Annotated in this window: 16 protein-coding genes and 1 pseudogene; 12 read left to right on the top strand and 5 right to left on the bottom strand. The window is 65.1% G+C overall.

All coding sequences use genetic code 11. The features are described 5' to 3' along the window. The first annotated feature begins 36 nt into the window (after positions 1–36). The 6 genes and pseudogenes from IVB23_RS33700 to IVB23_RS33725 all read left to right on the top strand — a co-directional run bounded on the left by IVB23_RS33700 (position 37) and on the right by IVB23_RS33725 (position 6,949). Positions 37–1,008, top strand: coding sequence for a TRAP transporter substrate-binding protein (locus IVB23_RS33700; protein ID WP_247801397.1), 972 nt, complete (start codon positions 37–39; stop codon positions 1,006–1,008). A 66-nt stretch (positions 1,009–1,074) separates the two neighbouring features. Beyond that, on the top strand, positions 1,075–1,626 hold the full coding sequence (locus tag IVB23_RS33705) for a TRAP transporter small permease (RefSeq protein ID WP_061877944.1): 552 nt from the start codon (positions 1,075–1,077) through the stop codon (positions 1,624–1,626). Continuing rightward, on the top strand, positions 1,617–2,909 hold the full coding sequence (locus IVB23_RS33710; protein ID WP_247801398.1) for a TRAP transporter large permease: 1,293 nt from the start codon (positions 1,617–1,619) through the stop codon (positions 2,907–2,909). Before IVB23_RS33705 ends, IVB23_RS33710 begins: the two co-directional genes overlap by 10 nt. Positions 2,910–2,931: 22 nt before the next feature. Further along, positions 2,932–3,738, top strand: a complete 807-nt coding sequence (locus IVB23_RS33715; RefSeq protein WP_247801399.1) for an SDR family oxidoreductase — start codon at positions 2,932–2,934, stop codon at positions 3,736–3,738. A 209-nt stretch (positions 3,739–3,947) separates the two neighbouring features. Then, positions 3,948–6,034 (top strand): annotated as a pseudogene (locus IVB23_RS33720) (molybdopterin oxidoreductase family protein). Positions 6,035–6,166: 132 nt separating this feature from the next. Then, positions 6,167–6,949: an enoyl-CoA hydratase/isomerase family protein gene (locus IVB23_RS33725; protein ID WP_247801400.1), complete on the top strand. Its 783-nt coding sequence runs from the start codon at positions 6,167–6,169 to the stop codon at positions 6,947–6,949. Between the two features lie 318 nt (positions 6,950–7,267). Here the strand turns inward: IVB23_RS33725 and IVB23_RS33730 are convergent, their stop codons facing one another. From IVB23_RS33730 to IVB23_RS33740, 3 genes are all read right to left on the bottom strand, one after another. Continuing rightward, positions 7,268–7,696: a heme-binding protein gene (locus tag IVB23_RS33730; protein ID WP_247801401.1), complete on the bottom strand. Its 429-nt coding sequence runs from the start codon at positions 7,694–7,696 to the stop codon at positions 7,268–7,270. After that, positions 7,689–10,664 carry an FAD-binding and (Fe-S)-binding domain-containing protein gene (locus tag IVB23_RS33735; RefSeq protein ID WP_247801402.1) on the bottom strand — a complete coding sequence of 992 codons (2,976 nt, stop codon included), beginning with the start codon at positions 10,662–10,664 and terminating at the stop codon, positions 7,689–7,691. The genes IVB23_RS33730 and IVB23_RS33735 overlap by 8 nt, the downstream gene beginning before the upstream one ends. Before the next feature lie 103 nt (positions 10,665–10,767). Further along, positions 10,768–11,517, bottom strand: a complete 750-nt coding sequence (locus tag IVB23_RS33740; protein WP_247805008.1) for a GntR family transcriptional regulator — start codon at positions 11,515–11,517, stop codon at positions 10,768–10,770. A 133-nt stretch (positions 11,518–11,650) separates the two neighbouring features. On the opposite strand from IVB23_RS33740, the gene IVB23_RS33745 reads away from it, so the two are divergent. The 6 genes from IVB23_RS33745 to IVB23_RS33770 all read left to right on the top strand — a co-directional run bounded on the left by IVB23_RS33745 (position 11,651) and on the right by IVB23_RS33770 (position 18,395). Continuing rightward, positions 11,651–12,853 carry an alanine--glyoxylate aminotransferase family protein gene (locus IVB23_RS33745; protein WP_247801403.1) on the top strand — a complete coding sequence of 401 codons (1,203 nt, stop codon included), beginning with the start codon at positions 11,651–11,653 and terminating at the stop codon, positions 12,851–12,853. A 139-nt stretch (positions 12,854–12,992) separates the two neighbouring features. Beyond that, on the top strand, positions 12,993–14,192 hold the full coding sequence (locus tag IVB23_RS33750; protein WP_247801404.1) for an aminotransferase class V-fold PLP-dependent enzyme: 1,200 nt from the start codon (positions 12,993–12,995) through the stop codon (positions 14,190–14,192). Between the two features lie 30 nt (positions 14,193–14,222). Then, positions 14,223–15,020 (top strand): enoyl-CoA hydratase/isomerase family protein, encoded by a 798-nt coding sequence (locus tag IVB23_RS33755; RefSeq protein WP_061877952.1) that lies wholly within the window; start codon positions 14,223–14,225, stop codon positions 15,018–15,020. 142 nt (positions 15,021–15,162) lie between these two features. Further along, positions 15,163–16,149 carry a tripartite tricarboxylate transporter substrate-binding protein gene (locus tag IVB23_RS33760; protein ID WP_247801405.1) on the top strand — a complete coding sequence of 329 codons (987 nt, stop codon included), beginning with the start codon at positions 15,163–15,165 and terminating at the stop codon, positions 16,147–16,149. A gap of 172 nt (positions 16,150–16,321) precedes the next feature. Continuing rightward, the gene (locus tag IVB23_RS33765) at positions 16,322–16,864 is read left to right on the top strand and encodes a tripartite tricarboxylate transporter TctB family protein (RefSeq protein ID WP_197966950.1); all 543 of its coding nucleotides are present in this window, start codon (positions 16,322–16,324) and stop codon (positions 16,862–16,864) included. 13 nt (positions 16,865–16,877) lie between these two features. After that, a complete protein-coding gene (locus tag IVB23_RS33770) occupies positions 16,878–18,395 on the top strand; it encodes a tripartite tricarboxylate transporter permease (protein WP_247801406.1) in 1,518 nt (505 codons plus the stop codon). 292 nt (positions 18,396–18,687) lie between these two features. On the opposite strand, the gene IVB23_RS33775 is transcribed toward IVB23_RS33770, so the two are convergent. Together IVB23_RS33775 and IVB23_RS33780 are read right to left on the bottom strand one after the other, a co-directional pair. Then, on the bottom strand, positions 18,688–19,881 hold the full coding sequence (locus IVB23_RS33775) for a CoA transferase (protein WP_247801407.1): 1,194 nt from the start codon (positions 19,879–19,881) through the stop codon (positions 18,688–18,690). A gap of 153 nt (positions 19,882–20,034) precedes the next feature. Continuing rightward, on the bottom strand, positions 20,035–20,349 hold the full coding sequence (locus tag IVB23_RS33780; protein ID WP_247805009.1) for a hypothetical protein: 315 nt from the start codon (positions 20,347–20,349) through the stop codon (positions 20,035–20,037). Positions 20,350–20,418: the final 69 nt, after the last annotated feature.

The raw sequence follows: 20,418 nt of genomic DNA on the forward strand, positions 1-20,418 counted from the left end.
CGACAACGACATAATCAATCCAGGAGGAAAGCCCAGATGAAGACACTCGCCGGCATCATCACAGCCGTTGCATTGGCGGTTTCAGCGCCCCTGGCGACCGCACGCGACTTCCGTTCCGCCGACATTCACCCCGCCGACTATCCGACCGTCGAGGCCGTCAAGTTCATGGGCAAGCAGCTTGCGGCGGCGAGCGGAGGCAAGCTCGGCGTCAAGGTGTTTCCGAACGGCGCCCTGGGTTCCGAAAAGGACACGATCGAGCAGCTCAAGATCGGCGCGCTCGACATGATGCGGATCAACGCGTCGCCGCTCAACAACTTCGTGCCTGAGACCATCGCGTTGTGCCTGCCCTTCGTCTTCCGGGATACGCAGCACATGCGCACCGTCCTCGACGGGCCGATCGGCGACGAGATCCTGGCGGCGATGGAGCCCGCGGGATTGGTGGGGCTTGCCTATTACGACAGCGGCGCCCGATCCATTTACACCGTGAAGGCGCCGGTTAAATCGCTTGCTGATCTGAAGGGTTTGAAGATTCGCGTCCAGCAGTCCGATCTGTGGGTCGGCATGATCCAGAGCCTTGGCGCCAACCCGACGCCGATGCCGTATGGCGAGGTCTACACCGCGCTCAAGACCGGCCTCGTGGACGCTGCCGAGAACAACTGGCCGTCCTACGAATCCTCGCGTCACTTCGAGGCTGCCAAGTTCTACAACATCACCGAGCATTCCCTCGCTCCGGAAGTCCTCGTGATCTCGAAGAAGGTCTGGGACACGCTGAGCAAGGACGATCAGGTCATGATCCGCAAGGCGGCCAAGGACTCGGTGCCCGTCATGCGCAAGCTCTGGGACGAGCGTGAGCAGGCCTCCCGCAAGACCGTCGAGGCCGCCGGCGTTCAGGTCGTCACGATCGCCAACAAGGCGGAATTCGTCGATGCGATGAAGCCGGTGTACCAGAAGTTCGCCGGCGACGAGAAGCTCCAGAGCCTCGTCAAGCGTATCCAGGACACGAAGTAAGACACGGCGGCGACCGGGTCCGGCGTCGCCGCGCGGCGGGCACCGGACTCCGCATGGAGGCGCGGGATGACAGACCCACACGTCGCAAGCCACGAGCAGGGCGCCGTGGCCGCACGCCCGTCCACCGGCCTGCTGTCGCGGATCAACGCCCCCGTTGCGCGCGTGGGGATGTATCTCTCGGTGAGCGGCCTGCTGGTCATCGTCACGATCGTCTTCTACCAGGTGTTCGGTCGTTACGTGCTCAACTCCAGCCCGACCTGGACGGAGAACCTGGCGCTGGTCCTGATCCTCTACGTCACGCTGATCGGCGCCGCCGTGGGCGTGCGCGATGCCGGGCACATCGGCATGGACAGTCTGCTGGTCATGCTTCCGGATCACGTGCGGGAGAAGATCGAGATTGTGATCCACGTTCTGGTCGCCGTGTTCGGCATTGCGATGGCCTATAACGGCTGGATCCTCGGCGCGTCGGTCGGCACCGTGAAGATTCCCAATCTCGGTCTGCCTGAAGTCATCCGCTACGTGCCGCTGATCGCTTCCGGCGTCCTGATCCTCTCCTTTTCCATCGAGCACATCATCGCTCTCCTGCGCGGCGAAGAGGTCGTGCCCTCATGGAACTGATCATCCTCGGCGCCACCTTCTTCGGCTTTCTGATCCTCGGCGTCCCTGTCGCCTTTGCGATCGGCCTGTCGGCGATCTGCACCATCCTCTACGAGGGCCTGCCGGTCGCCGTCATCTTCCAGCAGATGATGTCGGGGATGAACATCTTCTCCTTCCTCGCCATTCCGTTCTTCGTCTTCAGCGGTGAGCTGATGCTGCATGGCGGTGTCGCCGACAAGATCGTGCAACTCGCCAAGAACCTCGTCGGACATATCCGCGGCGGGCTCGGCATGTCGAACGTGGTCGCCTGTACGCTGTTCGGCGGCGTCTCCGGCTCGCCCGTGGCCGACGTGTCGGCGATGGGCGCGGTGATGATCCCGATGATGAAGAAGGAAGGTTTCGACACCGACTACGCCGTCAACGTCACCACCCATGCCTCGCTGGTCGGAGCCTTGATGCCGACCAGCCACAACATGATCATCTATGCGCTGGCGGCCGGCGGCAAGGTCTCGATCGGCGCGCTGATCGCCGCGGGTCTGCTGCCGGCGCTGGTGCTGATGGTGTGTATGCTGGTCGCCGCCTACGCAGTCGCGGTGAAGCGCGGCTATCCCGCCGGCAAGTTTCCGGGCTGGAGCGAGGTTTTCCGCTCGCTCGCGGCCGCGCTGCCGGGCCTTCTGATCGTCGGCATCATCCTTGCGGGCATCCTGTCCGGCGTCTTCACGGCAACTGAGTCCGCAGCCGTCGCAGTCACCTACACGATCCTGCTGACCTTCCTCATCTACCGCACCATGACCTTGCAGAACTTCCTGCGGGCCGCGGCCAAGGCGGTGAAGACGACGGGCGTGGTGCTGCTGCTGATCGGCGTCTCCACCATGTTCCAGTATCTGATGGGACTTTACGAGGTTGCCGACCTTGCCGGCGAAATGATGAGCAAGGTCTCCACGCAACCCTGGATGATCTTCCTTCTCATCAACGTCATCCTGTTCGTGCTCGGCACGTTCATGGACATGGCAGCGACCATCCTGATCTGCACCCCGATCTTCCTGCCGATCGCGATGAAGGCGGGCATGGATCCCGTGCAGTTCGGCATGCTGATGCTGATCAACTGCGCCCTCGGACTCAACACTCCTCCGGTTGGGACCACGCAGTTCGTCGGCTGTGCCATCGGCGGCATCTCGGTCGGTGCCGTGATGCGCACCATCCTGCCGTTCTATGCCGCGCTGATCGCAGCACTGATGTTCGTGACCTATGTCCCTGCATTCTCGCTGTGGCTGCCGCGCCTCTTGATGGGCTACAAGGGCTAGCAGTACCAGGGAGAAGCCATCAGTGACCGACTATCGCAAGCTCTTCGATCTCACCGGCAAGACGGCCGTGGTGCTCGGCGCCGCCTCGGGCATCGGCAAATCGTCGGCCGAGGCGCTGGCCGGGCTCGGCGCCTGCGTCGTCTGCGCCGATCGCGCGCTTGACGCTGCGGAGGCGACCGCCGCCGGCATTCGCGACAAGGGCGGCTGGGCGGAGGCGGCTGGCTGCGACGCCGCGAGTGCTGCGGAGGTCAACGCGCTCGCCAGAACCGTGATGCAGAAGTTTCCGCGGCTCGACATCGCCGTGACGACGCCCGGGCTCAACATTCGCAAGACCATCCTCGACTATACCGAGGAGGATCTCGACCGCGTCCTCAACCTCAACGTCAAGGGCACGGTCTGGTACTTCCAGGCCTTCGGTCGCATCATGGTCGAGCAGAAGGGCGGCAGCATCATCGCCTGCTCCTCGGTGCGCGCGGTCACCATCGAGCCGGGCCTCGGCGTCTACGGTTCGACCAAGGCGGCGATCGGCCTGCTGGTGAAGGGCTTCGCCTCCGAGGTCGGGCACGCAGGCGTGCGCGTCAACGCGATCGCGCCGAGCATCGCCGAGACGGCGCTGACCGGCCCATTCAAGCAGCGGCCGGACATCTACAATCTCTACGCCCGCCACACCGTGTTCAACCGCTGGAGCAGTGCCGACGAGGTCGCCACCGCGGTGGCCTATCTTGCCTCGGATGCCGCGAGCTATGTCAGCGGCAGCACACTGTTCGTCGACGGCGGCTGGACGGCGGTCGACGGCCCACCGACTGGTCTCACCCAACTGCACAAATAGGGAAGGAAGGCATTCGCTTCTCGCCGTAGAGCTGGCGGCACGCGCCTCTCGGGAATTGACCGGCGCGCAATCGCCGCTTTTGCCCCCCGGCCAAGCCGTCTTCGCGGTTGCAGCAGGAACCCATGGCGCGTGCGCTTTGTGCAAATCGCATGGGTCTTGCCGGATAAACGCGCTCGGCTGGCCGGTATTTTGGTGTTACGAACTGGGACATGAACCAGCACGCCAAGATCGAAATCCGCCATTCGACCTGTCCGCATGACTGCCCCTCGGCCTGCGCCCTCGATGTCGAGGTGATCGAAGGCCGCAGCATCGGCCGCGTCCGCGGTTCGAAGCAGCAGACCTACACGGCCGGCGTCGTCTGTGCCAAGGTCGCCCGCTATGCCGAGCGGATCCATCACCCCGAACGGCTGATATATCCGATGCGCCGAACGGGTGCGAAGGGCTCAGGGCAATTCGCGCGGATCTCCTGGGACGAGGCGCTGGACGAGATCGCGCACCGCTTCAACGAGGCCGAGCGCGAGTTCGGCGCGGAATCGATCTGGCCCTACTACTACGCCGGCACGATGGGCCTTGTGATGCGCGACGGCCTCAACCGCCTTACCCATGTGAAGAAATATTCGCGCTTCTATCAGACCATCTGCGCCAATGTCGCGCGCATCGGCTTTGCGATCGGCACCGGCAAGATCGCCGGCGTCGATCCGCGCGAAATGGCGCTGTCCGACCTCGTCGTGATCTGGGGCACCAATCCCGTCAACACCCAGGTCAATGTGATGACGCACGCCGCCCGCGCGCGCAAGGAGCGCGGCGCGAAGATCGCCGCGGTTGACATCTACGACAACGAGACCATGAAGCAGGCTGACATCAAGATCATCCTGCGCCCGGCACCGACGGCGCCTTTGCCTGCGGCGTGATGCATGTGCTGTTCCGCGACGGCTATGCCGACCGCGCCTATATGGACAAGTACACGGACTGTCCGGCCGAGCTCGAGGCGCATCTGACGGCGCGCACGCCGGAATGGGCGTCGAAGATTTGCGGCGTGCCGGTGGCGGAGATCGAGGCGTTCGCCAAAGCGGTTGGCGAGACCAAGCGGACCTTCTTCCGCTTTGGCTACGGCTTTACGCGCAGCCGCAATGGTGCGACGCAGATGCACGCGGCAAATTGCATTCCCGCGGTAACCGGTGCCTGGCAGTACGAAGGCGGTGGCGCCTTCTTCAACAATTTCGCGCTGTGGCACTTCAACGAATCCATCATCGAAGGCCACGATGCGATCGACAAGACCACGCGCGCGCTGGACCAGTCGCAGATCGGTCGCATTCTCACCGGCGATGCCGAAGCCCTCCAGGGCAAGGGGCCGGTCAAGGCGATGCTGATCCAGAACACCAACCCCATGACGGTGGCGCCGGAGCAGGCGCTGGTCCGGCAGGGCTTTGCGCGCGAGGACCTGTTCGTCGCCGTGCATGAGCAGTTCATGACCGAGACGGCCCAGATGGCCGACATCGTGCTGCCGGCCACCATGTTCATGGAGCATGACGATCTCTACTACGGCGGCGGCCACCAGCACATCTCCGTCGGGCCGAAGCTGATCGATCCGCCCGGCGAATGCCGCTCCAACCACGAGGTGCTGCAGGCGCTGGCGCCGCGGCTCGGCGCCAAGCATCCGGGTTTCGAGATGACGCCGCGCGAATTGATCGATGCGACCTTGAGGTTGAGCGATCACGGCGACATCGCCGGCCTCGAAGCCGATCTCTGGCGCGACCTGCAGCCGGATTTCCGCACCTCGCATTACCTCGATGGCTTTGCTCATGCCGACAAGAAGTTCCACTTCAAGGCTGACTGGGCGCATCCGCCGTTCGGTGTGACCATGGGCGATGTCGACAAGATGCCGGCGCTGCCGGACCATTGGGCGGCGATCGAGCACGCTGATCAAGCCCACCCATTCCGGCTCGCGACCAGTCCCTCGCGGAGCTTCCTCAACACCACGTTCAACGAGACGCCGTCCTCTCAGGCGCGCGAGGGCAAGGCGAGTGTGATGATCCATCCCCTGGATGCGGCAGCGCTCGACATCGCCGATGGCGACGCCGTGACGCTCGGCAACAGCCGCGGCGAGACCACGCTGGTCGCAACGCTGTTCGAGGGCGTGCGGCGCGGTGTGCTGATCGCAGAGTCCGTTCATCCCAACAAGAACCACATCGGCGGCCGCGGCATCAACACGCTGACGGGTGCGGACACGATCGCGCCGATCGGCGGGGCCGCGTTCCACGACAACAAGGTCTGGATCAGGAAAGCGGTCGCCTGAGCGGCGCGCACCGCTATCGGCCTGCAATTTGTGTCGAGGCGCTAAAGCAGCGGCGCGCCGCAGTTTGCGCTTGCACCTCCCGCCCGAGCTGCCGCAAATGGCTGCAAGCGGAGCCAAGGAAACGAGCGTGCCATGATCGACACCACAGCCGTCATCACCGAAAAGCGCGGGCAGGCGTTCTGGATCATCATCAACCGGCCGGAGAAGCGCAACGCGCTGAACGGCGACGTGATCGCCGGCATCAGCAAAGGATATCGCGACGCGCATGAGGACAAAGACGTCCGCGTCATCGTGCTGACGGGCGCCGGTGACAAGGCGTTCTGCGCCGGCGCCGATTTGCAGAATTCCGGCGCGGCCTTCGCGATGGATCATTCCAAACCAAATGTCGACTATGCCGATCTGCTGCGTTTGTCACAGAACGCCACCAAGCCGGCGATTGCGCGGGTCGGTGGTGTCTGCATGGCCGGCGGCATGGGCCTCTTGTGCATGACCGATATGGCGGTCGCGGCCGATCACGTCGTCTTCGGCCTGCCGGAGGTGAAGGTCGGCGTCTTCCCGATGCAGGTGTTGAGCCTGCTCCAGAGCATCGCGCCGCCGCGCCTCGTCAACGAATGGGCGCTCACGGGCGAGCCGTTCGACGCCAAGGCCGCACAGGCCGCGGGCCTCCTCAACTACGTCGTGCCCACCGCCGAGTTAGATGCCAAGGTCGACTGGCTGATCGGCCGCATCGTCGACAAATCGCCGACCGCGATCCGCCGCGGCAAGTACGCCATGCGCGCGATCGCCTCGATGTCGTTCGACGAGAGCATCGCCTATACCGAAAGCCAGATCGCGCTGCTCGCGATGACCGAGGACGCCAAGGAGGGGCTGAAGGCGTTCAGCGAGAAGCGGAAGCCGGTCTGGACGGGGAGGTAGAGGAGGGCACCGCTCTCGTATCCTGGACGCGCCGCAACGCGTCAGCGTTGCTGCGCAGAGCCGGGACCCAGGGCGGCACGGGGACATGTAGCGACATGGGCCCCGGCTCTGCAGCGCACCGCTAAGGCGCTGCGCTGCGTCCGGGGCACGAGAGCGGGGTTTACCAGCTCAGTCCGATTTTCAACGTGAATGTAGCCTCATCCTCCGCCGTCATTCCGGGGCGCGCGAAGCGCGAACCCGGAATCCATCGTGCAGCACGCGATATGGAGAAATGGATTCCGGGCTCGCGCCAAGTGGGCGCGCCCCGGAATGACAATCTCACCCCGCATTCGCCTTCAGCCCCGCCGCCTGGATACCCGCCACCGCGCAGGCCTCGTCATTGTCGGACGTGTCGCCGGAGACGCCGACGGCACCGAGCAGCGTCGTGCTGTCCATGATCAACACACCGCCGGGGACCGGCACCAGCGCGCCTTTTGCAATCGTGTTCACGGCGTCGATGAAATAGGCCTGCTCCTGCGCGCGCTGGAACAGGGCCCGCGAGCCCATGCCCATCGCGAGCGCGCCATAGGCCTTGCCGTGCGCGATCTCGGCGCGCATCAGGCTGGTGCCGTCCTGCGCGGCTGCGAGCTTGAGCACGCCGCGCGCGTCCAGGATGGTGACGACCAGCGGCTTCAGCTTCAGCTCGCCGGCTTTCGCGAAGGCGGCGTCGAGGATCTTGCGGGCGGTGTCGAGCGTGAGGTCAGCCATGGCTGGGTTCCTTTGCAGCTTGAGAGGAGGAATGGGTTTCGGCGCGATCGAGGCTCATCGCCAGCACGCGCGCGACGTGAAGCGCCTCGCGTTGCGCGCCGTCATGGATCTGGTGCCGGCACGAGGTGCCGTCGGCGACGACCAGCGTATCTGGGTCCGCGCGCCGGACGGCAGGCAGCAGCGACAGCTCGGCCATCTCGATCGAGGCGTCATAAGTGTCCGCGCCGTAGCCGAAGGCGCCGGCCATGCCGCAGCAGCTGGACTCGATGGTCTCGACCTTCAGGCCGGGGACGAGGCGCAGCACCTGCTCGACCGGCTTGAAGGCGCCGAAGGATTTCTGATGGCAATGACCGTGCACGATGGCTTTGTCGGCGACGGCCCCGAGCGGCAGTTGCAGACGGCCGGCCGCGGCCTCGCGCACCAAAAATTCCTCGAAGGTGAGGGCATGGGCACTGATGGCCTTGGCGTCGTTGTCCTTGCGCAGCGAAGCGAGCTCGTCGCGCAGCGTCAAGAGGCAGCTCGGCTCGAGCCCGACGATCGGCACGCCGCGCGCGGCGAAGGGCGCGAAGGCGGCCACGAGGCGATCGAGCTCAGATTTCGCTTCGTCGACGAGGCCGGCAGAGAGAAACGTGCGGCCGCAACAGAGCGGCCGGCCGCCACGCGCAGGCTTCGGCAGATGCACGCGATAGCCGCCGGCCACCAGAACGCGTAGCGCCGCGTCGAGATTCTCCCGCTCATAGATGCGGTTGAACGTGTCGGTGAACAGAACGACTTCGCGGCCGGCGTCCGGGCCGACGCTGTCGGCCGGCGGCACGAACACGTCGCTGCGGAAGGCGGGCAGGACCCTGCGGGCGCTGATACCGGCAAAGTGCTCGAACGGCTTTCGCAACAGCGGGCTGCGATTGCGCAAATTCGCCAGCGGCGCGAAGCGCGACGCGAGTCCGGCATAGCGCGGGAGGTAGCCCACAAGCCGATCTCGCAACGTCAGGCCGTGCGTGGCAGCGCGCGCGGCCAGCACCTCGATCTTCATCTTGGCCATGTCGACCCCGGTGGGGCACTCATGGCGGCAGGCCTTGCAGGAGACGCAGAGCTTCAGCGTCTCCATCATCTCGTCTGACGCCAACGCGTCGGGGCCGAGCTGGCCCGAGATCGCAAGGCGCAGCGTGTTCGCACGCCCTCGCGTGACATCCTTCTCGTTGCGCGTCGCGCGGTAGGAGGGGCACATCACGCCGCCCTCGAGCTTGCGGCAGGCGCCATTGTTGTTGCACATCTCGACCGCGCCCTGGAAACCGCTGCCGGCGCCGGGATAAGCCGACCAGTCGAGCCTGGTCTTCAGCTCAGCGACGCGATAGTCCGGCTTGAAGCGAAACAGCGAGCGGTCGTCCATCTTCGGCGCATCGACGATCTTGCCGGGATTGAGCACGCCGGCGGGATCGAAGCGCTGCTTCACCTCTCTGAAATCGGTGACGAGACGCTCGCCGAACATGCTCTCGTGGAACTCGGAGCGCACCAGGCCGTCGCCATGCTCGCCGGAATGCGAGCCCTTGTATTCGCGCACCAGCGCAAAGGCCTCTTCGGCGATGGCACGCATCGCCTTGACGTCCTTCTCCAGCTTCAGATTCAGCACCGGGCGCACGTGCAGGCAGCCCTCCGAGGCGTGCGCGTACATCGTGCCGCTTGTGCCGTGCCTGGCAAACACCTCGTTCAGCCGCGCCGTGTAGTCGGCGAGGTGCGGCAGCGGCACCGCGCAGTCCTCGACGAATGAGACCGGCTTGCCCTCCTGCTTCATCGACATCATGACGTTGAGGCCGGCGGCGCGGAAATCGGCGATGCCGCTCTGCAGCGCGGGCTCGATGATCTCCACCACGCCGCCCCATTTGCGCGGCTCGTTATTCCAGCCGAAGCCGAGGTCCCCCATCAGTTCGCCGAGCTGCTTGAGCCGCGCCAGATTGTCCGCCTGGTCCTCCTCCGCGAATTCGACCACCAGCACGGCATCCGGATCGCCCTTGATCGCGGCCGAGATGATGGGGCGGAACATCGCGATGTCGCGGCCGAGCGCGATCATGGTGCGGTCGACCAGCTCGACCGCGATCGGCTTGAGTTTCACCAGATGCTGGGCCGCATCCATCGCCTCGTAGAAGCTGCCGAAATGACAGACGCCGAGCGCCTTGTTGCGGATCACGGGCCAGAGCTTCAGCTCGACCTTGGTGGTGAAGGCTAGCGTCCCTTCGGAGCCGACCAGGAGATGCGCCATGTTGTTCGGCGCATTGCGCGGCACCAGCGCGTCGAGATTGTAGCCGCCGACGCGGCGCTGCACTTTTGGAAAGCGCGCCGCGATCTCGTCGGCCTCGCGGGTGCCGAGATCGAGCATGTCGCGGAACAGGGCGCGGGTGCTGTCGCTGGCTTCGAGGTCGGAGAGATCGCGCGAGACCTCGCCAAAACGGCTCAGCGTGCCGTCGGCGAGCGATGCCTCCATCGATAGCGTGTTGTCGCGCATGGTGCCGTAGCGCAGGCTGCGGCCGCCGCAGGAATTGTTGCCGGCCATGCCGCCGATGGTGGCGCGGGAGGCCGTGGAGACGTCGACCGGAAACCACAGGCCGTGCTTCTTCAGCTGCCGGTTGAGGTCGTCGAGCACGATGCCGGGCTCGACCACGCAGGTGCGGCCTTCGACGTCGAGCGACAGGATTCGGTTGAGGTGCTTGGAGAGATCGACCACGAGGCCGTCATTGACGGTCTGGCCGCATTGCGAGGTGCCGCCGCCGCGCGGGATGACCTTCACCCCTTCGTCGCGGGCAATCGCCAGCGACAGCAAGGCCTCGTCCATGGTCTTCGGCACCACCACGCCGGCCGGCATGATCTGGTAGAACGAGGCGTCGGTAGCGTAGCGGCCACGGCTGAATGGGTCGAACAGGACGTCGCCGGTCAATTCCGACCGCAGGCGCCGTTCGAGCGAGGAGGCGTTTGTCATCCCTGATCCCGGACTGACCCAGTAAGGCTCAGCCTTGCCGAGTTATTCATTATGCTTCCTGACCGATTATATTGTGAATGCAAAATGAGCAAGCCGGACGCCCTCAGGGCGAGGCCGGCGCGTCCTCTCGGGGCTCGGTCAGGTGCTCGATCGCCGCCGTCCGCTTGTTGCGCAGGTGCTGGAACAGGATGTCGCTGAGCTCGCTTGCGGCGCGGCGGCGCAGTGCATCGAGGATGGCCTCATGCTCGCGCATGGCTTCCGCCCAGCGCTGCCGTTTGCGGGCGAAATTGGCGGAGTAGCGGACGCGGCGAATGCGGCCCGCAAAGTTGGCGTAGGCGCTCTTAAGCGTCTCGTTGCGCGCGGCCGCGACGATGCTCTCGTGGATGCGCTGATTGGTCTGGAAATAGCCGTGCATGTCGCGATGCAGATAATGGCCGTACATCTCGTAATGCAGCTGCTCGATCGCGGTGATCTCCGCGTCCGTGATGGCCTCGCAGGCGAGGCGCCCGGCCAGGCTTTCCAGTCCGGCCATGACGTCGAACAGCTCTTCCAGGTCGCGTTGGCTGAGCTGGCGCACCCGCGCGCCGCGGTTGGGCAACAGCTCGATCAGCCCCTCGGCGGCGAGCACCTTCAACGCCTCGCGCAAAGGTGTGCGGGAGATGCCGAGCATCTCGCAGAGCTGCCGCTCGGGAACGCGCCCGCCCTCGGGAATGTTGCCCTCAACCACGTAGTCGCGCAGCCGCAGCACAGTCTCGCCATGTAGCGAGGCCTCGTGACGGTTTTCCTGGCGGTCGCCGCCGTTGCCGGTTGGCGGGGTGATCGGGACCCCGGTGTCGGTAATCGTGGATTTCATTTGGAGTACAGTAGTTTGCCCGTTTGGTCGCGTCGACGCCCACAATCGAATACCAGATTTCGATTGAATGGACAAAAAATGAATGCAAAATGGCCGGCGAAGCCGGCCGTAACCCGCCGACAGGGAGGTTTTCATGCATCAGGGACGCCATTTCCTGCAGATTCCGGGCCCGAGCCCGGTCCCCGAGCGCGTCCTGCGCGCGATGGATATGCCTGTCATTGATCACCGCAGCGCCGAATTCGGCGAGCTCGGTCGGACCGTCCTCGAAGGCAGCCAGAAGATATTCCAGACCAGGGGGCCGGTGGTGATCTTCCCTTCATCGGGGACCGGCGCCTGGGAAGCTGCGATCGTCAATACGCTGTCGCCGGGCGACAAGGTGCTGATGGTCGAGACCGGCCATTTCGCCACCATGTGGCGGCAGATGGCGGGGCGCTTCGGCGTCGAGGTCGATTTCGTCCCGGGCGACTGGCGCCGCGGCGCCGATCCCGCGGTGATCGAGGCCAAGCTCGCTGAGGATACCGCGCGCGCGATCAAGGCCGTGATGGTCGTGCACAACGAGACCTCGACCGGCGCGACCAGCCGCATCGCCGAGATCCGCGCCGCGATCGACCGCACAGGCCACCCCGCGCTGCTGATGGTCGATACCATCTCCTCGCTCGGCTCGGTCGACTATCGCCACGACGAGTGGAAAGTCGACGTCAGCGTCAGCTGCTCGCAGAAGGGTTTCATGCTGCCGCCCGGCCTCGGCTTCAACGCGATCTCGGAGAAGGCGCTCACCGCGTCCAAGACCAACAAGATGCCGCGCTCCTATTTCGACTGGGAGGAGATGCTCAAGCCCAATGCCAAGGGCTTCTTCCCCTATACGCCCGCGACCAACCTCCTCTACGGCCTGCGCGAGGCGATCGCGATGCTGCTCGAAGAGGGGCTCGACAATGTTTTTGCGCGGCATCAGCGCTTGGCGGCCGCGACGCGGGCCGCCATCAACCATTGGGGTCTCGAAGTGCTCTGCCAGGAGCCTTCGGAGTTCTCGCCGGTGCTCACCGCGGTGCTGATGCCGCCGGGGCATGACGCCGATCAGTTCCGGAAAGTGGTGCTCGACAACTACAACATGTCGCTCGGCTCGGGCCTGTCGAAGGTCGCCGGCAAGGTCTTTCGCATCGGTCACCTCGGCGAATGCAACGCGCTGACGCTGCTCGGCGCGCTCACCGGCGTCGAGATGGGCCTGTCGGTCGCTGGCGTGCCGCATCGCTCCGGCGGTGTCGACGTCGCGATGACGCTCCTGGAGCAGCGCCCGCAGGGCAATGCCTCGCCGCATCTGAAGATCGTCGGCACGTAAGGGGAGTGCGATGGACGGGAAGGCAGGCGAGGGCAAGCCGGTCCGTCATGCACGGACGGAGCCTTTCGAGAGAGGACAAGCCGGTCAAATGGTGCTATTCGGCGGCCACCAAACCAAGACGAGACCGGGAAGGACGCCGATGACCGTGCATACTGGAAGGCATTTCTTACAGATTCCAGGACCGACCAACGTGCCCGACCGGGTGCTGCGGGCGATGGACATGCCGACGCTGGACCATCGTGGCCCGGAGTTCGCCGAGCTCGGTTTTGCCGTTCTCGCTGCGATGCAGCGCGTGTTCCGCACCAAGCAGCCCGTGATCATCTTTCCCTCGTCCGGCACCGGCGCCTGGGAAGCGGCGATGGTCAATGTGTTCGCGCCCGGCGACAAGGTCCTGATGTGCGAGACCGGCCAGTTCGCCGTGCTCTGGCGCGGCATCGCCGACAAGTTCAAGCTCGACGTCGACTTCATCCCGGGCGACTGGCGCCACGGCGCCGATCTCGCCGAGATCGAGCAGCGCCTCGCCGCCGACAAGCAGCACGCGATCAAGGCGGTCTGCGTCGTCCACAACGAGACCTCGACCGGCTGCGTGACGCCGCCGCTGGAGGTGCGCAAGATCCTCGACCGCACCAAGCATCCGGCGCTGCTGATGGTCGACACCATCTCCGGCCTCGGCTCGATGGAATATGAGCACGACGCCTGGGGCATCGACGTCTCGGTCGCGGGCTCGCAGAAGGGCCTGATGCTGCCGCCCGGCCTCGGCTTCAACGCCGTCTCGGAGAAGGCGCTTGCCGCGGCCAAGGCCAACCCGGGCATGCGTTCCTATTGGGACTGGCAGGAGGTGATCAACTTCAACAAGCTCGGCACCTTCCCCTACACACCCGCCACCAACCTGCTCTACGGCCTGCGTGAAGCGGTCAAGATGCTGGAAGAGGAGGGGCTGGAGACCGTCTGGACCCGCCACAAGCGCCACAGCGCTGCGACGCGCGCCGCGGTCAAGGTCTGGGGTCTCGAAGCGCAATGTGCCGATCCCGCCGCGCATTCGCCCGCACTGACCGGTGTGCGCGTGCCGGAAGGACACGACGCCGACGCCTTCCGCAAGGTCGTGCTGGAAAATTTCGACATGTCGCTCGGCACCGGCCTGAACAAGGTCAAGGGCAAGGTGTTCCGCATCGGCCATATCGGCCACTTCAACGACCTGATGCTGATGGGGACGCTTGCCGGCGTCGAGATGGGCCTGGATCTTGCCAAGATTCCGCACCGGAGCGGCGGCGTGCTCGCGGCCATGGACGTCCTGAAGGGACGTGACGTGGTGCCGATGGCCAAGGCCCAGGTGGCTTGATCCATCCAACTTGAAGAAAGAGATTGCGCGATGAACGCACCGACGACTGCCAACGAAGACCTGCTCTACTCCGTCGAGGACGGCATCGCGCGGATCACCTTCAACCGCCCGCAGGCGCGCAACGCGATGACCTTCGCCATGTATGACCGCATGGCCGAGATCTGCCAGGAGATCAACGCCGATCGTTCGATCAAGGCGCTGATCCTGACCGGCGCCGGCGACAAGGCGTTCGCCTCCGGCACCGACATCTCGCAATTCCGCGCCTTCAAGACCGCGCAGGATGCGCTCGACTACGAGGCGCGGATCGACCGCGTGCTCGGCACGCTCGAGCAGTGCCGCGTGCCCGTGATCGCGGCCATTGCCGGCGCCTGCACCGGCGGCGGCGCTGGCATCGCGGCCTGCTGCGATCTGCGCATCGGCACCGAGACGACGCGGATGGGCTTTCCGATCGCGCGCACGCTCGGCAACTGCCTGTCGATGTCGAACATCAGCCGCATCGTCGCGCTGGTCGGCCCCGCCCGCACCAAGGACATGATCTTCAAGGCGCGCCTCGTCGAGGCACAGGAAGCGCTGGCGCTCGGCCTGCTCAACGAGGTCGTGCCCGACGTCGAGACGCTGCAACGCCGCGCCGACGAGACCGCAAAGCTCGTTGCCAGCCACGCGCCGCTCACGCTGGAGGCGACCAAGGAGGCGGTGCGCCGCATCCGCCGCACGCTGTCGCGCGAGGAGGGCGAGGACCTGATCCTGAAAGCCTATATGAGCGAAGATTTCCGCGAGGGCATGGATGCCTTCCTCAACAAACGAGCGCCCGTCTGGAAGGGCAAGTAAACTCTCGCGCTATCGGCGTCGTCAGTCGAAAGTCATAGGCGCCGAATTGCCGGGCTGCTTGCACTCGTCAGCTTTAGTCCGCACTATGCAGGGATAGAATTCTTCCGCACTACAACTCAAAAAACATCAGGGGGCGAAACTCGTGCGAATTTCAGTCAAAGCCGTCGGCGCTGCGGCGGCGCTGTTGTTGACCACGCCGGCCTTCGCCGGCTGGGAACCGGCGAAGCCGGTCGAGATCGTGGTGGCCGCGGGCGCGGGCGGCGCCTCCGATCAGATGGCGCGGATGATGCAGGCCGCGATCCAGAAGAACAATCTGATGAAGCAGCCGATGGTCGTCTCGCTCAAGGGCGGCGCCTCGGGCGCGGAAGCGCTGATGTACATGAAATCCAGCGAGGGCGACCCGAACAAGGTGCTGATCGCCTATTCGCTGATCTACATGCTGCCGCTGTCGGCCAAGATCCCGTTCAACTGGCGTGAGCTGACCCCGGTCTCCGTGGTCGCACTCGATCAGTTCGTTCTCTGGGACAACAGCGCCGGTCCCAAGACGTTGAAGGAGTTCGTCGCCGCGGCGAAGGCAGCAAGCTCGCCGTTCAAGATGGGCGGCACAGGCTCCAAGCGTGAGGATCACGTGCTGACCGTGTTCCTCGAGCAGAAGACCGGCGCGAAATTCTCATATCTGCCCTACAAGTCCGGCGGCGAGGCCGCGACCCAGCTGGTCGGCAACCACACCGAGGCCAACGTCAACAACCCCTCGGAAAATCTGGAAGTCTGGCGCGCGGGCCAGGTGCGTCCGCTCTGCGTGTTCGACAAGGAGCGCATCTCCTACTCGACGAAGGTGACGGAGACGCAGTCCTGGGCCGACATCCCGACCTGCAAGGAGGAGGGCGTCGACGTGCAGTATCTGATGCTGCGCGCGATGTTCCTGCCCGGCAAGGTGACGCCGGAACAGCAGGCGTTCTATGTCGATCTGTTCCACAAGGTGACGCAGACCACGGAATACAAGGAGTACATGGAGAAGCAGGCGCTGAAGCCGATCTTCCTCACCGGCAAGGACATGGTGCAGTTCCTCGAGGAGGACGATGCGCTGAACAAGTCGCTGATGACGGAAGCCGGTTTCGTCGCGAAGTAGCTGTTTCACCTCGCCCCGCCTGCGGGGAGAGGTCGGATTGCATCGAAGATGCAATCCGGGTGAGGGGGACTCTCCGCGAGGCCAACTCTCGCCGTTTCCGCGGAGACTCCCCGTTACCCAGACCCTCTCCCCGCAAGCGGGGAAAGGGGATTGGCCACAGCATTTGGTCACCATGTCCCAAACCGAACTTGAAATCGTCGTCGATGATCCGACCGCGCCCGAAGACGACTCCCCCTCCGTCGTCTCTTCCGCGACGATCGAGATCGTCGTCTGTCTCCTGCTGCTCGCGCTCGCCGCCACGCTCGGCTACGACAATTGGCGTACCGGCGCGTCATGGGATGCGACCGGGCCGGAGCCGGGCTATTTCCCGTTCTACCTCGCCATTATCCTCGGCGGCGGCAGCCTCTACGGCCTGATCGCGGCGCTCCTCGCGCGGCGCGCGGCGCGTGAGACCTTCGTCACACGGGCGCAGGCCCGCCGCGTGATGGCAGTGTTCGTACCGACACTGCTGTTCTGCGCGGCGACACAGTTCCTCGGCCTTTATGTCGCGAGCTTCTTCCTGATCGCGGGCTTCATGCGCCTCGTCGGCAAGATCACGCTGTGGAAGTCGCTGCTCACCGCCTTCGTGTTCACGGCGATCATGTTCGTCACCTTCGACGTCGCCTTCGACGTCATCATGCCGAAAGGGCCGCTCGAAGCGGCCCTCGGCCGCTAGGCGGGCCCGCGCGATGGAAGCTTTCGGGCTCCTGCTCCACGGTTTTGCCGTCCTGCTGACGTGGAAGACGCTCGTGCTGATGATGGTCGGGCTGGTGCTCGGCATCTTCGTCGGCGTGCTGCCGGGGCTCGGCGGCCCCAATGGCGTCGCGATCCTGTTGCCGCTCACCTTCACGATGGACCCGACCTCGGCGATCGTGATGCTGTCCTGCATCTATTGGGGCGCGCTGTTCGGTGGTGCCATCACCTCGATCCTGTTCAACATCCCCGGCGAAGCCTGGTCGGTCGCGACCACCTTCGACGGCTATCCGATGGCGCAGCAGGGTCGGGCGGCGGAGGCGCTGACCGCGGCATTCACCTCCTCGTTCATCGGCTCGCTGGTCGCCGTGCTGCTGATCACGTTCCTCGCGCCGATGATCTCGTCCTTCGCGCTGAAGTTCGGCCCGCCCGAGTTCTTCGCGGTCTATCTCCTGACCTTCTGCTCCTTCGTCGGTCTCGGCCGCGAGGCCAAGCACAAGACGGTCATCTCGATGTCCCTGGGGCTGCTGCTCGCCGGCATCGGCATGGATACCGTGTCCGGCAATCTCCGCATGACCTTCGGCTCGCCGGAATTGCTCCGCGGCATCAACTTCCTGGTCGCCGTCATCGGCCTGTTCGGCATCAGCGAGATCCTGCTGACGATGGAGGAGCGCCTTGCGCTGCGCGGACATGCGGCCGGCATCTCGCTGCGCGTCGTGCTCGGCGTCTGGAAGGATCTGCCGAAATACTGGGTGACGCTGCTGCGCTCGTCCTTCATCGGTTGCTGGCTCGGCATCACCCCCGGCGGTGCGATCGCTGCCTCCTTCATGGGCTACAATCTCGCCAAGCGCTTCGCCAAAGAGCCCGAGAGTTTTGGCAAGGGCCGCATCGAGGGCGTGTTCGCGCCGGAGACGGCGGCGCATGCCTCCGGCACCTCGGCGCTGCTGCCGATGCTGGCGCTCGGCATTCCCGGCTCGGGCACTGCGGCGATCCTGCTCGGCGGCCTGATGGTGTGGGGGCTCAATCCGGGGCCGCTGCTGTTCGTCGAGCACAAGGACTTCGTTTGGGGCCTGATCGCCTCGATGTATCTCGGCAACGTCGTCGGCCTCGTGCTGGTGCTGACGACGGTGCCGATCTTCGCCTCGATCCTGCGCGTGCCGTTCGCGGCGGTGGCGCCGATGATCGTGGTGTCCTGCGCGATCGGCGCCTATGCGATCCAGAACGCGATGTTCGACATCTGGCTAATGCTCGGCTTCGGCGTAGTCGGCTACGTCTTCAAGAAGATCGGCATTCCCTTGGCGCCGTTCACCCTCGCGCTCGTGCTCGGCAACCGCGCCGAGGATGCCTTCCGCCTGTCGATGATCGGCTCCGGCGGGACCTTGAAGGTGTTCTGGTCGAACGGTCTGGTCGGCTCGATCACGACCCTGGCGATTGTGCTGCTGTTCTGGCCGGTCATCGACGCCCTGCTTGGTCGCGTCGGATGGACACAGGGGGCGAGAGCGACATCGCAATAAGCCGGACTGCCTTAGGTTGAATCGATTGCGGCGGGTCGTTCACTTCTCCCGCTTGCGGGAGAGGTCGGCGCGTTCCGGGCGATGTGAAGCATCGTCCCGCGCGCCGGGTGAGGGCTTTCTCCTCTTGGGGATCGTCCCATTGCGGAAGCACCCTCTCCCCAGCCCTCTCCCGCAAGCGGGAGAGGGAGCGCACCGTCGTCGTTGCAGCCATCAAGCCTCGTTTCGTTCCGCCTTTCAGCGAGGCTTCGTGCTTCGACGGCCGAAGGGCTGATAGTGCCAAGGTCAGCGATACTCACACCACCTTGGCGTCCCGCAGCCTCGCAATCTCGTCGGCGCCGAAACCGAACTCCTTCAGTAGCTCGTCGGTCTGCTCGCCGAATTCCGGCGGCCGCGCCACCATCCTGCTCGGCGTGCGCGACAGCGTCACGGGCTGGCCGACCAGGCGGATATGGCGGCCATCGTCGTTCGGCACGTCCTGCGCAATGCCGAGATGCTTCACCTGCGCGTCCTCGAACATCTGGTCGATGGCATAGATGGGACCGCAGGGCACGCCGGCCTCGTTGAGCTCGCGGACCCAGGTATCGGTCGACTTCGTCACGGTGCGCTTCTCGATCTCGGCGTTGAGCGCATCACGGTTCTTGGAGCGGGCAGGCGCCGTCGCATAGTCGGGATGGCCAAAGAGCTCCGGCGCGCCGATCGCCTGCGCACAGCGCTCCCAGATCCGGCCGCCGGTGGTAGCGATATTGATGTAGCCGTCGGAAGTCTTGAACACGCCGGTCGGAATGCTGGTCGGGTGGTTGTTGCCGGCCTGCCTGGCGACCTCCTTCTCCATCAGCCAGCGCGCGGCCTGGAAGTCGAGCATGAAGATCTGGGCCTGGAGCAGCGAGGTCTGCACCCACTGGCCCTTGCCGGAGACCTCGCGTTCGAGCAGTGCGGTGAGGATGCCCATGGCGCAGAACAGGCCAGCGGTGAGATCGGCGACGGGAATGCCGACCCGCATCGGGCCTCCGCCCGGCGCGCCGGTGATCGACATCAGCCCGCCCATGCCTTGCGCGATTTGATCGAAACCGGGGCGCTTATGGTAGGGGCCGTCCTGACCGAAGCCGGAGATGCTGCCATAGACGATGCGCGGGTTGATTGCGGCGAGGCTGTCATAGTCGATGCCGAGCTTCTTTTTCACGTCGGGCCGGAAATTCTCGACCACGACGTCGGCTTTGGTGGCCAGGCGCTTGAAGACGGCGAGCCCGCGCTCATCCTTCAGGTTCAGCGTCATCGCCCGCTTGTTGCGGTGCAAATTCTGAAAGTCGGAACCCTGCCGGGGGCCGCCCGGCTGCTCGCCGCCGGCGTCCTCGGTCAGCGCGTCGATCTTGACGACGTTGGCGCCCCAGTCCGCGAGTTGCCGCACGCAGGTCGGCCCGGAGCGCACGCGGGTCAGATCGAGCACGGTGAAGCGCGACAGGGCTTCCGAGGCATGCGGAAAGGGCATCTTGAGAGGCTCCGGGACGGATTGCGGGGCCTACCATAGTGCCGAAAGACCTTGCGGCAACCCTCGTGCGATGCGCATGCCGCCTGCCGAAATGCCATGCCTGACACGGCTTTGCTGCGGTGCGTGGCGGCTTGGCTGCGGCGCGTGGAAGGGTCAGCGCGACAGGTGTTTCAATTCCGCGCGCGCCTGCTCGGCCAAGGGATCATCGCCGTGGCGCGCAATGAAGAGCTCGAACGCTTCCCGCGTTCCCTTCCGGCGGGCGGCTTCGTATTCCTCTGCCACCGCGACGGCAGGATCGCGGGCGATTGGCATGGAGGGCGCGCGCCCTGCCTCGCCGCTCTCCTTCCTGCCGTCATCCGCCTTGGCTTTCCCGAACATGGCAGGCTGTTCTCCGTTGGACAGATGATCCGATCCCGCGAACGTCGCGAGGACGCCGATCAGACCGGCTGACAATGCGCCTCGTTTCATCATATCGTCTCTGGGACATGACAGGGGCCGGAAGCCGTATCCCATCGGTGTCCGTATGACTACGGGATT

Source organism: Bradyrhizobium sp. 191, from assembly GCF_023100985.1.
Taxonomy (GTDB): Bacteria; Pseudomonadota; Alphaproteobacteria; order Rhizobiales; family Xanthobacteraceae; genus Bradyrhizobium; species Bradyrhizobium diversitatis.

Bases quoted from the DNA above. Each gene is read 5' to 3' on its own strand.
- IVB23_RS33700 (WP_247801397.1), top strand. From the start codon at position 37: ATGAAGACACTCGCCGGCATCATCACAGCCGTTGCATTGGCGGTTTCA.
- IVB23_RS33725 (WP_247801400.1), top strand. From the start codon at position 6,167: ATGATCGACACCACAGCCGTCATCACCGAAAAGCGCGGGCAGGCGTTC.
- IVB23_RS33705 (WP_061877944.1), top strand. From the start codon at position 1,075: ATGACAGACCCACACGTCGCAAGCCACGAGCAGGGCGCCGTGGCCGCA.
- IVB23_RS33770 (WP_247801406.1), top strand. From the start codon at position 16,878: ATGGAAGCTTTCGGGCTCCTGCTCCACGGTTTTGCCGTCCTGCTGACG.
- IVB23_RS33710 (WP_247801398.1), top strand. From the start codon at position 1,617: ATGGAACTGATCATCCTCGGCGCCACCTTCTTCGGCTTTCTGATCCTC.
- IVB23_RS33735 (WP_247801402.1), bottom strand. From the start codon at position 10,664: ATGACAAACGCCTCCTCGCTCGAACGGCGCCTGCGGTCGGAATTGACC.
- IVB23_RS33775 (WP_247801407.1), bottom strand. From the start codon at position 19,881: ATGCCCTTTCCGCATGCCTCGGAAGCCCTGTCGCGCTTCACCGTGCTC.
- IVB23_RS33750 (WP_247801404.1), top strand. From the start codon at position 12,993: ATGACCGTGCATACTGGAAGGCATTTCTTACAGATTCCAGGACCGACC.
- IVB23_RS33745 (WP_247801403.1), top strand. From the start codon at position 11,651: ATGCATCAGGGACGCCATTTCCTGCAGATTCCGGGCCCGAGCCCGGTC.
- IVB23_RS33755 (WP_061877952.1), top strand. From the start codon at position 14,223: ATGAACGCACCGACGACTGCCAACGAAGACCTGCTCTACTCCGTCGAG.
- IVB23_RS33730 (WP_247801401.1), bottom strand. From the start codon at position 7,696: ATGGCTGACCTCACGCTCGACACCGCCCGCAAGATCCTCGACGCCGCC.
- IVB23_RS33780 (WP_247805009.1), bottom strand. From the start codon at position 20,349: ATGAAACGAGGCGCATTGTCAGCCGGTCTGATCGGCGTCCTCGCGACG.
- IVB23_RS33740 (WP_247805008.1), bottom strand. From the start codon at position 11,517: ATGAAATCCACGATTACCGACACCGGGGTCCCGATCACCCCGCCAACC.
- IVB23_RS33765 (WP_197966950.1), top strand. From the start codon at position 16,322: ATGTCCCAAACCGAACTTGAAATCGTCGTCGATGATCCGACCGCGCCC.